The following is a 14,464-nucleotide window of genomic DNA, read 5'->3' on the forward strand; positions in this document are numbered from 1 at the left end:
ATCCTCTTACCCCTTTACCCCGGCCTGATATGCACTCCCTCCCTGCTTTTTGTGCTTGTGATTACAACTATATAGAGATAAAATGAAAGGGCTGAAACTTGTTAGGGGTGTGTTTTCATGAATGTTTTTAAACAAATGTACAAAAGTATGTATTCCCCAAGGGACATTGCCATTTACCGGTTTCAGGGGATTGGCAAAACGATTCTCTATGTGTTTCTATTGACATTGCTGTCGGTATTGCCTACCTTTTACCATTTTAGCATTGCAATCATGAATGGGATACAGGCAGCCGAGGAAATCATTAGGGAAGAAATGCCTGATTTTACAATAAAAAATGGGATATTGGAAACGGAAAGTAATCTGCCTGTCACGATAGAACGTAATGGATTTTCAATAACAGTGGATCCGACCGGTTCGGTCAGTGGCAAGGACTTGGCTGATACAGGAAATGCTTTTGGACTTTTGAAGGATGAGTTTGCCCTTTCGGCTGGCGGTAATTTCCAGACTTATCCCTATTCCATGATTGATGCAACGGAAGTGGGCAAACAGGATTTCGTCGACTTTTTTGCTTCAATGGATGGGGCTGCCTACATTATCCTGCCTATCGCGTTTATTTTCATCTATCTCATATCATCAGCAATGAAATTCATTGAAATCAGCGTCCTGGCGATGATGGGACTGATCCTGAAAAACATTGGCGGAAGACGCCTGAATTACGGCCACTTATGGAGGATGGCGGCTTATAGCGTGACGATTTCAACAGTTTTCTTTACGATCATGGAAGCCATTAAAACACCTGTCCCAAACGGCTTCCTAATTAACTGGCTCGTATCCGCAATTGTCCTTTACCTTGCAATCAACGAGACCCCTGCTCCGAAAAAAGCATAATCAGGGTTTTTCTAAAAATAGCAGCTCCCTCTGGGACTGCTATTTTTACTTTCGCCTGTACTATTTTTCCAAAAGCGGCATATAAATATGGAAAATCGCGTTGGAGGCTTGTCCGATGAGGAAAATGATTGCCGCCCTATTTTTTGCCGCCTTACTTGTCAGCATGTATGTAGATCTGACTGCCGGTACACTGGCCGTATCAAAAGCAGCACCTCCCCAAAAAAGCATCGGGACATCCACATCTGAAATAGCAAACTTTACCACAGTTGTCCAGCCCGGCCAAACTTTACTTTCGATTGTGGAAGATAGGCGGGGAAAAAGCCTGAATGTATCGATCGACAAATTGATTGCCGACTTTAAGATGCTTAATCCGGGGGTTTCGCCAGAACTGCTCCAAATCGGAAAGGAGTACCAATTCCCGGATTATGAACGTTAGGAAACTCGCTCAAAAAGCTGCCTGTCTTGTAAGATTGGCCGGCTACTGATAAAATAATGAAGTATTGCTTATATAAAAGTATTACTTCAAACGGTACTTAAAGGAGCGAACTGCACGTGAATGAAATTATACATCGAACCAAAACCCGTCCGATAAAGGTTGGAAACTTGACAATCGGCGGGAACAACGAGCTTATTATACAGAGCATGACCACGACCAAAACCCACGATGTCGAGGCTACGGTCGCTGAAATTAAAAGGCTTGAAGACGCCGGATGCCAGATCGTACGTGTGGCATGCCCGGATGAGCGGGCGGCGAACGCGATTGCCGAAATCAAAAAACGGATCAATATCCCCCTTGTCGTCGACATCCACTTCGACTACAAACTTGCATTAAAAGCGATTGAAGGCGGAGCGGATAAAATAAGGATCAATCCGGGAAATATCGGAAAGCGCGAAAAAGTGGAAGCCGTCGTAAAAGCGGCAAAAGAACGCGGCATTCCAATCAGGATTGGTGTTAATGCCGGTTCCCTGGAAAAGAGGATTCTTGAGAAATATGGCTATCCAACGGCGGATGGAATGGTTGAAAGTGCTCTTCACCATATCAAAATCCTTGAAGACCTCGATTTCCATGACATCATCGTTTCGATGAAAGCGTCGGACGTAAACCTTGCTATTGAAGCGTATGAGAAGGCTGCCAGGGCATTTGATTACCCGCTCCATCTCGGGATTACCGAATCAGGAACCCTTTTCTCGGGTACAGTCAAAAGTGCAGCTGGCCTTGGAGCGTTATTAAATATGGGGATTGGCAACACTCTGAGGATATCCCTAAGCGCTGATCCGGTACAGGAAGTGAAAGTCGCCCGGGAACTTCTTAAGGTATTTGGCCTTTCATCAAATGCCGCAACGCTTATTTCCTGCCCGACATGCGGCAGGATTGAAATCGACTTAATCAGCATTGCGAACGAAGTTGAAGAATATATCTCTAAAATCAAAGCACCTATTAAGATCGCTGTGCTCGGCTGCGCAGTTAACGGCCCTGGTGAAGCGCGCGAGGCGGATATCGGTATCGCCGGAGCCCGCGGTGAGGGACTGCTTTTCCGCCATGGCGAAATTATCCGCAAAGTACCGGAAGAAACAATGGTAGAGGAATTGAAAAAGGAAATTGACGTCCTCGCGGAGGAATACTTCAAAAAGAAGGCTCTTAAGGAACAAGGTGTATAATAGCCAAGAGGCCCGGCAAATGCCAGGCCTCTTTCTTTTCCATTGCCCCTATTACAGCTAGAAAAAGGGGGTAATAAAGATCCCGATGATAAGAGAAATCGCACCGATGCCAATTGCCCATCCGCCGGATTTAGTCGCACCTCTGCGCATCGCCAAGAATCCAACAATGATTCCAGCCGCGCCGAGAATGACCGGCATGAGGAACAAGGACAAAATCGATAGTGCAAGTGCGGCAAATCCAAGCATACCTCCTGCGGTTTCTTGGTCCATTCCACGCTGGCCAGCCCGCTCTTCTTTCCGATTTTGCCGGATTGGGACGGGAGCCGCTATCTCAGCCGCAGTTTCTTCCCGATTGCCGGCTGTTTGAGTAGCAGCGGTGGAATTCATACCGGGTGAACCGGTGGGTGCCGGAAGTAGTACGACTGATTCCGTGGAGGTTTCTTCGTTATAGTTGGAACGTTGCCCTTCCCGGCTGTAATTTTGCTGCATCGTGTTGTTATCCCTTGATTGATCGGCCACCTAAAATCCCTCGCTTTCAAAAGGTAGGAGCCTTCTTAGTGTTTACTTGCCCGCTTTTTTTACTATGTCAATCTTTGCATGGACTACAAAGCATAGGATTTTTGGTAAAATAAGATGATAACTGCCGGATTGCGAATTGATAGTGACAAAAGGAGTTTTCTTACATGAAAAGAATTGGAATTGATATTGATGGGACAGTAACATCGCCTTCAAGCATTTTGCCTTATATAAACAGAGCGTTTAAGCTTAATGTTACTCTCGATGATGTGAAGGAATACGATCTTTTGCATCTCGTGGACATTCCAAGGGAACAGTTTGCCGAATGGTTTAAAGGGGCGGAACCGGAAATTTACAAAGGCTCCCCGCTTGCTGAAGGTGCTAGGGAAGTCCTCAAAGAGTGGGCAAACAGCTATGAGCTTTATTTCATTAGCGCCAGGGCATCCCATTTGCTTGATTTGACGAGGCAGTGGTTCACGGAAAACGAACTGTCTTTTCATCATATTGAATTGATTGGAACACACAACAAAATCGCGACAGCCAAAAAATACAATGTTGATTTATTTTTGGAGGACAAGCATGACAATGCGGTTTCCATCCATGAGGAATGCGGGATTCCGGTTTTATTATTCGATACTCCGTATAACCGCGATCCCATTCCCGAGGGCGTCATACGAATTTCGAACTGGCATGAAGCGAACAAATGGATTAAAAAATGGAAATAAAAAACAGCCTCTTCATGGGGCTGTTTTTTGTTTTATAGGCATTCGGGGCATTTTCCATATATTTCAAACTTATGTCCTGATACATCATAGCCATTCAGGTCTTCACCAAGCCCATCCATCGGGCATGTCCCAAGCTCCTTGGTCTTCCCGCAATCCAGGCAAATAAAGTGGTGGTGGTGCGAAGTCCGTGAGCAAGTGAACCGGAAATGCTTTTCTCCCGAAAGGTCCGTTGTTTCAAGTATTCCTAACTCGGCAAATAAGGATAGATTTCTGTATATCGTATCGAAACTGAGGCCTGGGTACTCCCCCTTCAGCCTCTCAAGGACATCCTTCGCTGTTAAATATTTATCGCTATCTGAAAACAACTGGAGCATTTCTTCCCTTTTACCAGTATGCTTATATCCTTTTTCTTTTAAAAAATCAAGCGCTTCGTTAACATCCATTCCAATCACCCCTGTGCGAATCTTCTCTTTAAGCCCGCTTTTTTAAAAATAATCACGCCAGCCAAAATCGCAATCGCGAGAAGGACAATCGTTCCGCCTGGTGCCAAATCGAGATAATAAGCGGCAAAAAGGCCGCCAAAAACCGAAATTTCCCCAAACGCCACTGATAAAAAGATTGCCTGCTTAAAGCCCTTGGCTATTCTCATGCTAGCCGCGACCGGAAGAGTCATGAGCGACGAAACGAGGAGAATGCCGACAATCCTCATGGAGGCTGCGATAACAAGCGCGACCATTACAATAAAAACAAAATGGATTGCCTTTGAGGGAATGCCAGACGCCTTCGCATGTTCTTCGTCAAATGAAAGCAAAAACAATTCCTTATAGAGCAAGGCAACAACCGTAACTACAAAGACACTAATAGCCGCTATAGTCATAACATCCACCCGGCTGACAGCTGTAACACTTCCGAATAGATAGCCAAAAAGATCCGAATTGAATCCATCCGCGAGCGAGATGAAAATAATCCCTATCCCAATCCCGCCGGAGAGGATGATTGGAATGGCCAGCTCCTGGTAATGTTTATACACCCCGCGCAGTTTTTCAATGAACAGGGAACCCGCAACCGAAAATGCCATCCCCATATATAAAGGGTTGATGGCTCCTGAAAGGCCTAGCTTTTTCTCAATAAAAAGGCTTGCTGCGATTCCGGATAACGTGACGTGGCTTAATGCATCCGCGATGAGCGACAGGCGCCTGACCACGATGAATACTCCCAAAAGCGGCGCGATAATCCCTATGAGGGCGCCGGAAAGAAACGCATTCTGCAAAAATTCATAACGTAGGATCCCGCTTATCATCTTCCCGCCTCCTCATGATGATGATGGTCAAGAAGATGGATACCGTGTCCGTAAATCTCGGATAGCCCTTTTTCCGCAAGCTCATCAAATTCGCCCGCTTCCCCATGGAAATGAAGGTATTTATTCAGGCAGGCAACGTGTGAAACCGTTTCGGAGATAGTCCCGATATCATGTGTTACGAGCAAAAGGGTGATTCCCTGCTCTTTATTCAATGTTTCAAGCATGTCATAAAACACATCGACGCGCTTCGCATCGACGCCTACGGTTGGTTCATCCAGAATCAGCAGTTCCGGATCGCTTACGAGGGCCCTTGCGATGAACACCCTTTGCTGTTGGCCGCCTGAAAGCTCCCCAATATTTTTCCGGGAAAACTCGGCCATGCCGACGGATTCCAGCGCTTTTTGGACCTTTTCCCGATCACTGCCGCGCATAAAACGGAACAGGCCGATTTTCTTGGTCAGCCCGCTCAAGACAACTTCCTCAACCGTAGCGGGAAAGCCTGAATTAAACGAGTTTGCTTTTTGGGAAACATAGCCTATTTTATCCCATGCGGAAAAAGAGCCGATCGGTTTCCCAAAGAGGCAAATTTCCCCTTCCTGGGGATCGAGGAGACCAAGGATCAGTTTCAAAAGGGTTGACTTTCCGGATCCATTTGGTCCAACTATTCCGAGAAAAGCACCCTTTGGTACGGTTAAATTGATTTCTTCAAGGACTTTTTCCTTTTCGTAACGGTAAGAAAGCCCCCTTGTTTCTATAACTGGTACTGCCATATTATCACCTTAATTTTAAGAATCATTCCGATTTACGTATTGTAGTATAACCCAGTAAGGGCTTATTGTAAAGCCGCCCATCCCCGAAGGTATTTTTTTGCACTGTTTTTCCAAGATGAACATACATTAGGAAGGGGAGTGATAAGAATGAAGATTTTCGAAAATATTATCAACCATAAAATCAATACCATAACAACGGACGAACTGCTCAATTATGCAGCTCAGTTCGAGATAGCCATCAGTAGAAGCCAGGCAAGCAAGATTGCCACATACTTAAGAGGAAGCAACGTTAATATTTTTGATAACGCCCAAAGAACTGCAATTATAAAAGAAATCGCCAAAATTTCCGGCCCTGATACAGCTCGGGAGGTAAATAAACTTTTTCTAAAATTTACGAGTTAAAAAACGGAAACAAAAGAAGCCTTCTGCCCTGCGCCCTGGAGCGTGGACAGGAGGCTTCTTCCAAATATATTGGCGAATATTTTACAAACTGTTCCTATTAAGCGGAAGCAGATGCCTATACATGTGCCGGAACGCCTTTCAGACTTGAGTCGAAAATCTTGTTCCGAAGCATTTCGATTTCATGCTTATACGGAGGCTTTTGGTTTTTCTTGTCCTCCCCGACATATGGGGTTTCGAGGATTTTTGGAACATGAATCAATTGTGGATGATGGACAATGTAGCTTAATGCATCAAAGCCGATATGGCCGTATCCGATATTTTCGTGGCGGTCCTTCCTCATTCCGACAGCATTCTTGCTATCATTGATATGAAGGACTTTCAGCCTGTCAATCCCGATGATTTTATCAAACTCATTAAGGACACCATCGAAGTCGTTTACGATGTCATAGCCGGCATCGTGTGTATGGCATGTATCAAAGCAGACGGACAACTGATCATTATACGTAACCCCGTCCATAATCATTGCCAGCTCCTCGAAGTTTTTTCCGCATTCCGAACCTTTGCCGGCCATCGTTTCAAGAGCGACCTGAACTTTTTCATTACCTGTCAGCACCTCATTTAGCCCTTCAACAATCTTTCGGATGCCTTCTTCTGTACCCGCGCCAACATGGGCACCAGGATGGAGGACGATTTGGGTGGCTCCAATCGCTTCCGTTCGTTCGATTTCGGAGCGCAAAAAGTTTACGCCCAATTCAAAGGTAGCCGGGTTAGTGGTATTGCCGATATTGATAATGTATGGGGCATGGACGATAATTTCGTCAATCCCATTCTCCTCCATATGCCTTCTGCCCGCGTCAATATTAAGCTCTTCAATCTTTTTCCTTCTTGTATTTTGCGGGGCCCCAGTATAAATCATAAACGTGTTTGAACCGTAGGAAACAGCTTCCTTGCTGGCAGCAAGCAGCATATCCTTCCCACTCATCGATACATGAGAGCCAATTTTCAACATATTCCCTTCTCCTTCCGCCAGGTCCTTTCCCTGCCTATTTCTTTTTGTTCAGCCTGCTTTGCCTTTTCTTTATTTTGGCTATTTCGGCATTCATCTTTTTCTTATAGCCGGGTTTCACCTTGCTCGGCGTCTTGACCATCGATTTGGCAACCTTATCGGCTTCATTTTCCGTTTTCTTTCTTGTTTTTCGTTTGTTCCGTTCGCCAATTTCAACGAGGCCTTCCTTCCCGAAGTCAACATGCCTGAAGCTAATCCCCATCTTTTCCAGCCTATTAAGGGCGTCTTCATCCGATGTATCATATACGGTTAAAGCGATACCGGAATAACCGGCCCTTGCCGTCCTTCCAACCCTGTGGATATAAAAATCCAGATCAGTCGGCAACTCATAATTGATTACATGGCTGACCCCTTCAATGTCAATTCCGCGTGCAGCTAGGTCGGTCGCCACAATGTATTGATATTCCAAGTCCTGGATTTGCTTCATCATTTTTTTTCGTTCACGCGGATTGAGGTCGCCATGGACCCTGCCAACTTTAAGCCCTTGGCCGATCAGGTAGTCTGCTACTTCGTCAGCCATTTTCTTTGTATTTGTAAATACGATTGCCAAGTACGGATTGAAGGCACGGAGAACCTTCAATACGATTTCTTTTTTGTTTTTATGCCTTGAAGGCAAGAGCAAGTGCTCCAGGTTTTCCGCGGCTTTTTTTCTTGGCTCGATATGGATGTATTTTGGATTTTCCATATATTTTTTTAAAAAAGGCTTCAGTTTTTCAGGGATCGTTGCCGAGAAGACAAGCATCTGAAGCTTCTCAGGCATTCTCGAGGCAACCTTGTCTACATCTTCTAGAAAACCCATATCCAGCATTAGATCGGCCTCATCAATCACTAGCGTTCCTGCGGTATGAACGAATAAAGCCTGCTCCTGAATAAGGTCATTGATACGGGAAGGAGTCCCGACAACGATGTGCGGCTGGACTTTCAGCTTCTCGATTGTCTTTTGTTTATCGGTTCCGCCGATATAATTGCGGATCCTGATTTCTTCGGGACCGTCGTAATGTTCGGCCGCTTTTAAAAATTGGTGATAAATCTGGCTCGCCAATTCCCTTGTCGGAGCGGTGATGACCGCCTGTACCTCCTGGCGGCCCGGGTCAAGTTTATCTAGAATCGGCAGTAAGTATGAATGTGTTTTCCCTGTCCCTGTCCTTGACTGTCCAATCGCGCTTTCTCCTTTTAGGGCGGCAGGGATCATTTGTTCCTGAATTTCAGTCGGTTTTGTGAAGCCTAGCGACTCCACGGCTTCTATAAGAAACGGTTTAATCTTGAATCGTTCAAATTGGTTTCCACTCATTTTATTGCTCCTTATGTTCAATTAATGGAACATACTTATCCATCCTGTAATTATAGTAAAGTTTCGGCAAAATCTCCACCAGAAACGATGTTAGTTTCATCATTTGCAATTTACATGCTTTTCATTATGGTTTCCTTCCCATTAGGGGCCTTAACATTATTGAAAAAACTGCATAGTTTAAAAAGAGGATATTTTTTTGAAAGGAGACTGTCATGATGCCACCTATTCCGTATATGCGGAGGCAAGGAGGATTCGGACGGATGCCAATGGGAGGGCCGCCGTTCGGAAGGCAGCCGGGATTTCCAGGCTCGCAACGGCCACCCATTATGGGTCCGATGAACCCAATGCAAAGACAGCCGTCGAGAGGGGGAGGACTCCTTGCAAGGCTGTTTGGCAGGTCTGGCTCTGGCCCAACCCAGGCGGCCGCCGGGCGTGGAGGTACCGCCGCAGGCGAAGCAGGGGCCAGTTCTGTGCTGAAGACGCTTGGAAATCCGGATGCAATCAATACTTTTCTTGCGAATACCCAAAATGTACTTAACACCGCCCAGCAATTTGGCCCATTAATTGAACAGTACGGACCGCTCTTCAAAAATCTGCCTGCCATGTGGAAATTGTACCGCGGCCTTAAAGATGCAGATGGTGACAAAGCAACCCCTTCAGACAAAGCTTCCGTAAAAGAAACACAGGGAACCAGCCCGGCAAAGGCAGCAGCTTCAAACAAGCCCCAGGAAAGCCGCAAAAAATATAATCCCGTTCATTCCACAGGAAAACCGGCCGGGGAAACCAAGTCAGAACCTCCAAGGGGAAAATCGAGGCCAAAACTCTTTTTTTAATAACTTTGACACCGACGATGATACTTGGAAGCTTTCTTTACGGAGAGAAAATAATATTTATGGTTTAACACAGTTTCTAAATTAATCCTAGCGGGCGCCAATATGGTGCCCGCTTCCATTTGCCCTGTGATTTTTTACACTTTGAAGTATTTCTCCAACTCCTATATACTATATACATAGTATTGAGTCAGACCTGGACAGGAGGCACTGTTATGAAAGTCATTAAAATTTCTCCGCGCGGCTATTGCTATGGCGTTGTGGATGCCATGGTCATTGCCAGAAATGCGGCATTAGATAAATCGCTTCCCCGGCCAATCTATATCCTGGGAATGATTGTCCATAATAAACATGTTACCGATGCGTTTGCCGAAGAAGGTATTATCACCCTCGATGGTAACAACAGGAGGGAAATACTCGAGAAAGTCGATAAGGGAACGGTCATTTTCACTGCCCACGGAATCTCTCCGGAGGTACGGAACCTGGCGAAGGAAAAGGGGCTTGTCTCCCTTGACGCCACCTGCCCTGACGTCACCAAGACACATGAACTAATCCGCGAAAAAGAAGCGGAAGGTTATAAAGTTATTTATATCGGCAAAAAGGGCCATCCCGAGCCAGAAGGCGCTGTTGGCGTTGCGTCGCCAGGTACCGTCTTCCTTGTCGAAACCTCCGCTGATGTAGATGCCCTGGAAATCAAGCACGATAAAATCATCGTTACAAACCAGACGACGATGAGCCAATGGGATGTGGCCGATATCATGGAAAGGGTAAAGGAGAAATACCCTCATGCCGAAGTCCACAGGGAGATTTGCATGGCCACCCAGGTACGCCAGGAAGCTGTTGCCGAGCAGGCTGGCGAAGCGGATGTCCTGATTGTCGTAGGAGATCCAAAAAGCAATAACTCCAATAGGCTCGCCCAAGTTTCAGAAGAAATCGCGGGGACGAAGGCCTATCGGATCGCCGATATTACAGAGCTTGACCTTGAATGGCTGAAGGATGCTTCCACCGCGGCGGTTACAGCGGGAGCTTCGACTCCAACACCGATTACGAAAGAGGTCATTTCCTTCCTTGAACAGTATGATCCGGAAGATCCTGCAACGTGGGACAGAACAAAAAATGTCCCGCTTTCCAAAATTCTTCCAAAAGTAAAAAATCCTGAACTAAAACTTTAATATGAAGAACCGGCTAAGCCAGCCGGTTTTTTTCTTTTTTAAATAACTTTGAATGGATTGGTATCAATCTCCGACGGTAGGACTTCCGCGTCAAAGCCCGCCTCCACGCAAAGACCTGAAAGGACGGAAGCAAGACCCTTTTTCATTATTTTTTCAACATTGTGCCCTGGGTCGACGATATTCAGCCCAAGCATCAGGGCATCTTGGGCGACATGGTAGTAAATATCCCCAGTAACATACACATCCGCACCTTTAAATTTCGCATGGGAAAAATACTTATTCCCATCACCGCCAAGAACAGCCACTTTCTTCACCTTGGCATCAAGATTCCCAACAACCCGAACCGCTTCCACCCCAAGATCCGTTTTCACTTTTTCAGCAAACTCACGAAGGGTTATTTCTTTAATCGTTCCAATTCTGCCTAGGCCTAAAGTGGCCCCTTTATTTTCTAACGGGTAAATGTCATAGGCAGGCTCCTCATAGGGATGAGCCTTAGTCATGGCACTTACAACCTTTTTGGCCAGCCTTTCGGGCACAATGGTTTCTATCCGAACTTCTTCCACCTCTTCAACCTTGCCCTCACTTCCGATGAACGGATTGGTGCCCTCCCCCGGAAGAAACCTTCCCGTCCCTCCTGTGGAAAAAGAGCAATGGCTGTAATTGCCGATTGCGCCCGCACCGGCATTCCCCATCGCTTCCATTACCTGGCCAGCATGCTCGTGCGGTACAAAAACGACTATCTTTTTTAACTGTTCTTCATATGTAGGGACTAGCACTTCGGAATTTTCCAAGCCTAGGGCCTCAGAGAGCATGTCATTTACGCCGCCAGTGGCTACGTCTAGATTCGTATGGGCCGCATAGACGGAAATGTCATGCTTGATTAATTTTTCAAAAATCCGCCCTTGTGCCGTATCGGTTGCAAGTTTCGCCAATGGCCTATAAATTGGCGGATGGTGAGCGATAATGAGCTGTACACCTTTTTCAATCGCTTCGTCAACGACTTCCTCAACCAAATCGAGGGCAATCAAAACCTTGTCAACCGGCCTGTTCAGCTGTCCGATCTGCAGGCCGATCCGATCGCCCTCCATGGCGTATTCCTTTGGTGAAAAAGATTCCATTAGCCGAATCAATTCATGCCCGTTTATTTTTTTCATTTGTGAGTACCTCCTCCACCAACCTGATTTTCCGCAACAATTCTGCTTTCTTCGTATCTACTTCCGTCGACGGCTGAGCTTTATCTAGCTGGGACAGCACCCTCTGCCAGTTCTCTTTTTCAAGACTCCATTTTTTAACAAAGGCACTTTCTTTACGTTTTAGCAAAAACGGGCCAAATAAAAGCCCTCGTTCCATATCAGCCTTATATGGAGCTTCAGGATTCCCTTTATCCGCAGCCAGCACCTCATAAATTTTGCCGTCCTCCTCAAGAATCGCTTCGTCAATAAGCTCCCAACCGTTCCTGCAGAGCCACACACGGACGGAATTTGCGCCGACATTTGGTTGAAGGATCAACCTTTTTACACCTTGGAGCTTTTCTTTTCCTGCCTCAAGAATATCGGAAATCAGCGCGCCGCCCATTCCCGCTACCGTTATGCAATCGACTTCCCCGGGTTTCAGGACATTGAGGCCGTTTCCAAACCTCACCTGAATCATATCCTGAAGGCCTGTTGCTTCCACCTGCCTTTTCGCGGACTGGTAAGGCCCCTCAACCACTTCCCCCGCTATTGCCGAGGTAATATGCCCCTGTTTCGCCAGGTAGCATGGCAAATAGGCGTGATCAGAGCCAATATCTGCAACACTCGAGCCTTTCGGGATAAAAGAAGCAACTGTCCCAAGGCGTTTTGATAATTGTTCAACATTCAAATTAAGCACCACTTTTCCATTGACGTACTTCTACAAGTATAAAAAAAGTCCTTTACAGATGCAAAGGACACGGTCAATGATAAAGCTGCCGCCCGGATTTACTGGCGGCAGCTTTATCATTTGGATATTATTTCTTTTCAGCAAGCCATTTGGCGAGCGCGTCAGCTTCCTCTCCCTTAGCAAGACCGCCAGGCATAGAACCTTTACCATTAAGGATAACTTCTTTAATTCCGGCTTCATCGAGTCTTGAACCGACATCTGCCAATTTCGGGCCACTTGTCCCCTGTAGCTCGTTACCGTGGCATCCAATACAGCCCTTTTGCTGGTAAAGGTCCTCAGGCGTTGCGGCTACCTCAGACTTTTCGCCGCCCTTCTTATCGCCATCAGCTATTTCCTTCATGTCGCCAAGCCCTTTGAAGGAAAGCAAGAACATTAACCCGATTCCCATTGCCATGATTAGAATAAATGGAATTACTGGATTGCGATTCATGAAATACCCCTCCCTTATGTACGAACAAATGCGTGTAATATTCAAACAACTACTATTTTAGCCCATTATTGTCAGAAGGAAAAGCATTTAAGTTACTTTTGTCACATTTTATTCTGGCGATTATTGAATCTCGCCTATTCCCCATCCTGTAAAGAATGTAATCCTATTCTTGAGAGATTTTTTTAAAAAAAGAGGCTGGCTGTAAATTATCCCAGCCAGCCTTTTTTTATGATCCCATCGTGCCTGAATCAGCTGCAGCCGATTTCCCTTGCTATCACAATTCGCTGAATTTCCGATGTTCCTTCTCCAATTTCCAGCAGCTTCGCATCCCTCATATACCGCTCAACATGATAGTCCTTCATATAGCCATACCCACCATGGATTTGGACGGCCTGGTCGGTGACTTCCATGCAAATTTCCGATGCGTACAGCTTGCACATCGCTGCTTCCTTGGTAAATGGCTTACCTTTGTCTTTAAGCCAGGCAGCCTTATACACCATTGTCCTTGCCAATTCGATTTTCATCGCCATATCGGCCAGTTTGAACTGGATGGCCTGGAAGGAAGAAAGCGATTTGCCGAACTGCTTTCTTTCTTTGGCATACTGGCGTGCCTTATCATAGGCTGCCTGGGCGATTCCGACAGCCATCGCCCCAATTCCAATCCTGCCTCCGTCAAGCGTGATTAAGAACTGCTTGAACCCTTCTCCCCTTTTCCCAAGAAGGTTTTCGGCCGGAACCCTGACATCTTCAAGGACGAGTTCCGTTGTATTGGATGAATGCAAGCCCATTTTTTCATAGTTGTCGATAACTTTGAAGCCTTTTGCATCCGTTGGAACAATAATGGCGCTAATTTCCTTCCCTTCATCTGATTGGCCAGTTACAGCGGTCAAAGCCAGATGCTTTGCATAGCTCGCATTTGTAATAAAGCACTTACTCCCGTTGATAACCCATTCACCATTCTCTTCTTTTGCAGTTGTCCTTGTTCCGCCCGCGTCGGAACCAGCGTTCGGCTCTGTTAGGCCAAAAGCCCCGAAGGATTCGCCCGAACAGATAGGGGCAAGGTATTTCCGTTTTTGCTCCTCTGTACCGAACATATTGATTGGCGCGCCGCCAAGGGAAATATGGGCTGAATATGTGATTCCGGTGGAGCCGCATGCCCTGCTAAGCTCTTCAGTCACAATCGCGAAGCTTATTGTATCCGCTCCGCCACCGCCATACTCTTCAGGGAAAGGAAGCCCCATAATGCCCATTTCTCCAAGCTTTTTAAAAATTTCATGAGGGAACTGTTTCGTTCGGTCCCTTTCCAAGGCACCTGGCGCTACTACCTCATCGGCAAACTCCCTAATTGTCTTTTTTATCATTTCCTGCTCTGATGTTAAATTGAAATCCATGAGTACCCCTCCAAGTGCTATGTATGCGCTTTCTTATCCATTATATGGCGGGATATTTATTTTCTCAACATTTATAACTTTTTGAAAAGAGTATATAATTAAAA

Annotated in this window: 17 protein-coding genes; 7 read left to right on the top strand and 10 right to left on the bottom strand. The window is 46.0% G+C overall.

The window, feature by feature from the left end; all coding sequences use genetic code 11:
• Nucleotides 1-117 precede the first annotated feature (117 nt).
• From V1499_RS14890 to ispG, 3 genes are all read left to right on the top strand, one after another.
• Nucleotides 118-888: a DUF1189 domain-containing protein gene (locus V1499_RS14890; RefSeq protein ID WP_409270670.1), complete on the top strand. Its 771-nt coding sequence runs from the start codon at nucleotides 118-120 to the stop codon at nucleotides 886-888.
• Between the two features lie 115 nt (nucleotides 889-1,003).
• The gene (locus V1499_RS14895) at nucleotides 1,004-1,324 is read left to right on the top strand and encodes a hypothetical protein (protein ID WP_409270671.1); all 321 of its coding nucleotides are present in this window, start codon (nucleotides 1,004-1,006) and stop codon (nucleotides 1,322-1,324) included.
• A 125-nt stretch (nucleotides 1,325-1,449) separates the two neighbouring features.
• Entirely contained in the window at nucleotides 1,450-2,547 is a 1,098-nt protein-coding gene (gene ispG, locus V1499_RS14900) for a flavodoxin-dependent (E)-4-hydroxy-3-methylbut-2-enyl-diphosphate synthase (protein ID WP_409276309.1), read from the top strand.
• Between the two features lie 57 nt (nucleotides 2,548-2,604).
• Here ispG and V1499_RS14905 read toward each other — a convergent pair whose 3' ends face one another.
• Nucleotides 2,605-3,066, bottom strand: coding sequence for a DUF308 domain-containing protein (locus V1499_RS14905; RefSeq protein WP_409270672.1), 462 nt, complete (start codon nucleotides 3,064-3,066; stop codon nucleotides 2,605-2,607).
• A 164-nt stretch (nucleotides 3,067-3,230) separates the two neighbouring features.
• On the opposite strand from V1499_RS14905, the gene V1499_RS14910 reads away from it, so the two are divergent.
• The gene (locus V1499_RS14910; RefSeq protein WP_409270673.1) at nucleotides 3,231-3,788 is read left to right on the top strand and encodes a 5' nucleotidase, NT5C type; all 558 of its coding nucleotides are present in this window, start codon (nucleotides 3,231-3,233) and stop codon (nucleotides 3,786-3,788) included.
• Between the two features lie 32 nt (nucleotides 3,789-3,820).
• On the opposite strand, the gene V1499_RS14915 is transcribed toward V1499_RS14910, so the two are convergent.
• Genes V1499_RS14915 through V1499_RS14925 form a run of 3 tightly spaced genes read right to left on the bottom strand, consistent with a single transcriptional unit; the run spans nucleotide 3,821 to nucleotide 5,858 of the window.
• The gene (locus tag V1499_RS14915; RefSeq protein WP_409270674.1) at nucleotides 3,821-4,231 is read right to left on the bottom strand and encodes a Fur family transcriptional regulator; all 411 of its coding nucleotides are present in this window, start codon (nucleotides 4,229-4,231) and stop codon (nucleotides 3,821-3,823) included.
• A gap of 5 nt (nucleotides 4,232-4,236) precedes the next feature.
• On the bottom strand, nucleotides 4,237-5,088 hold the full coding sequence (locus tag V1499_RS14920; RefSeq protein WP_409270675.1) for a metal ABC transporter permease: 852 nt from the start codon (nucleotides 5,086-5,088) through the stop codon (nucleotides 4,237-4,239).
• Complete coding sequence (locus V1499_RS14925; protein ID WP_409270676.1) at nucleotides 5,085-5,858, bottom strand: metal ABC transporter ATP-binding protein; 774 nt, start codon at nucleotides 5,856-5,858, stop codon at nucleotides 5,085-5,087. Before V1499_RS14925 ends, V1499_RS14920 begins: the two co-directional genes overlap by 4 nt.
• A 147-nt stretch (nucleotides 5,859-6,005) precedes the next feature.
• Between V1499_RS14925 and V1499_RS14930 the strand changes: the two genes are divergently transcribed.
• On the top strand, nucleotides 6,006-6,260 hold the full coding sequence (locus V1499_RS14930; protein ID WP_409270677.1) for a DUF2624 domain-containing protein: 255 nt from the start codon (nucleotides 6,006-6,008) through the stop codon (nucleotides 6,258-6,260).
• Nucleotides 6,261-6,375: 115 nt separating this feature from the next.
• On the opposite strand, the gene V1499_RS14935 is transcribed toward V1499_RS14930, so the two are convergent.
• Together V1499_RS14935 and V1499_RS14940 are read right to left on the bottom strand one after the other, a co-directional pair.
• On the bottom strand, nucleotides 6,376-7,269 hold the full coding sequence (locus V1499_RS14935) for a deoxyribonuclease IV (protein ID WP_409270678.1): 894 nt from the start codon (nucleotides 7,267-7,269) through the stop codon (nucleotides 6,376-6,378).
• A gap of 34 nt (nucleotides 7,270-7,303) precedes the next feature.
• Nucleotides 7,304-8,617 (bottom strand): DEAD/DEAH box helicase, encoded by a 1,314-nt coding sequence (locus V1499_RS14940; protein ID WP_409270679.1) that lies wholly within the window; start codon nucleotides 8,615-8,617, stop codon nucleotides 7,304-7,306.
• A gap of 212 nt (nucleotides 8,618-8,829) precedes the next feature.
• Here V1499_RS14940 and vrrA point away from each other — a divergent pair, with 212 nt between their 5' ends.
• Nucleotides 8,830-9,450: a VrrA/YqfQ family protein gene (vrrA, locus tag V1499_RS14945; RefSeq protein ID WP_409270680.1), complete on the top strand. Its 621-nt coding sequence runs from the start codon at nucleotides 8,830-8,832 to the stop codon at nucleotides 9,448-9,450.
• 212 nt (nucleotides 9,451-9,662) lie between these two features.
• On the top strand, nucleotides 9,663-10,619 hold the full coding sequence (locus V1499_RS14950; RefSeq protein ID WP_409270681.1) for a 4-hydroxy-3-methylbut-2-enyl diphosphate reductase: 957 nt from the start codon (nucleotides 9,663-9,665) through the stop codon (nucleotides 10,617-10,619).
• Nucleotides 10,620-10,657: 38 nt separating this feature from the next.
• Here V1499_RS14950 and V1499_RS14955 read toward each other — a convergent pair whose 3' ends face one another.
• The 4 genes from V1499_RS14955 to V1499_RS14970 all read right to left on the bottom strand — a co-directional run bounded on the left by V1499_RS14955 (nucleotide 10,658) and on the right by V1499_RS14970 (nucleotide 14,360).
• Nucleotides 10,658-11,773, bottom strand: coding sequence for a Nif3-like dinuclear metal center hexameric protein (locus V1499_RS14955; RefSeq protein ID WP_409270682.1), 1,116 nt, complete (start codon nucleotides 11,771-11,773; stop codon nucleotides 10,658-10,660).
• Nucleotides 11,751-12,479, bottom strand: a complete 729-nt coding sequence (locus V1499_RS14960; protein ID WP_409270683.1) for a tRNA (adenine(22)-N(1))-methyltransferase — start codon at nucleotides 12,477-12,479, stop codon at nucleotides 11,751-11,753. The genes V1499_RS14955 and V1499_RS14960 overlap by 23 nt, the downstream gene beginning before the upstream one ends.
• 127 nt (nucleotides 12,480-12,606) lie before the next feature.
• A complete protein-coding gene (gene cccA / locus V1499_RS14965; RefSeq protein WP_409270684.1) occupies nucleotides 12,607-12,969 on the bottom strand; it encodes a cytochrome c550 in 363 nt (120 codons plus the stop codon).
• Between the two features lie 248 nt (nucleotides 12,970-13,217).
• The gene (locus tag V1499_RS14970; protein ID WP_409270685.1) at nucleotides 13,218-14,360 is read right to left on the bottom strand and encodes an acyl-CoA dehydrogenase; all 1,143 of its coding nucleotides are present in this window, start codon (nucleotides 14,358-14,360) and stop codon (nucleotides 13,218-13,220) included.
• Nucleotides 14,361-14,464: the final 104 nt, after the last annotated feature.

Source organism: Neobacillus oceani (genome assembly GCF_046237595.1).
Taxonomy (GTDB): Bacteria; Bacillota; Bacilli; order Bacillales; family Cytobacillaceae; genus Bacillus_D; species Bacillus_D oceani.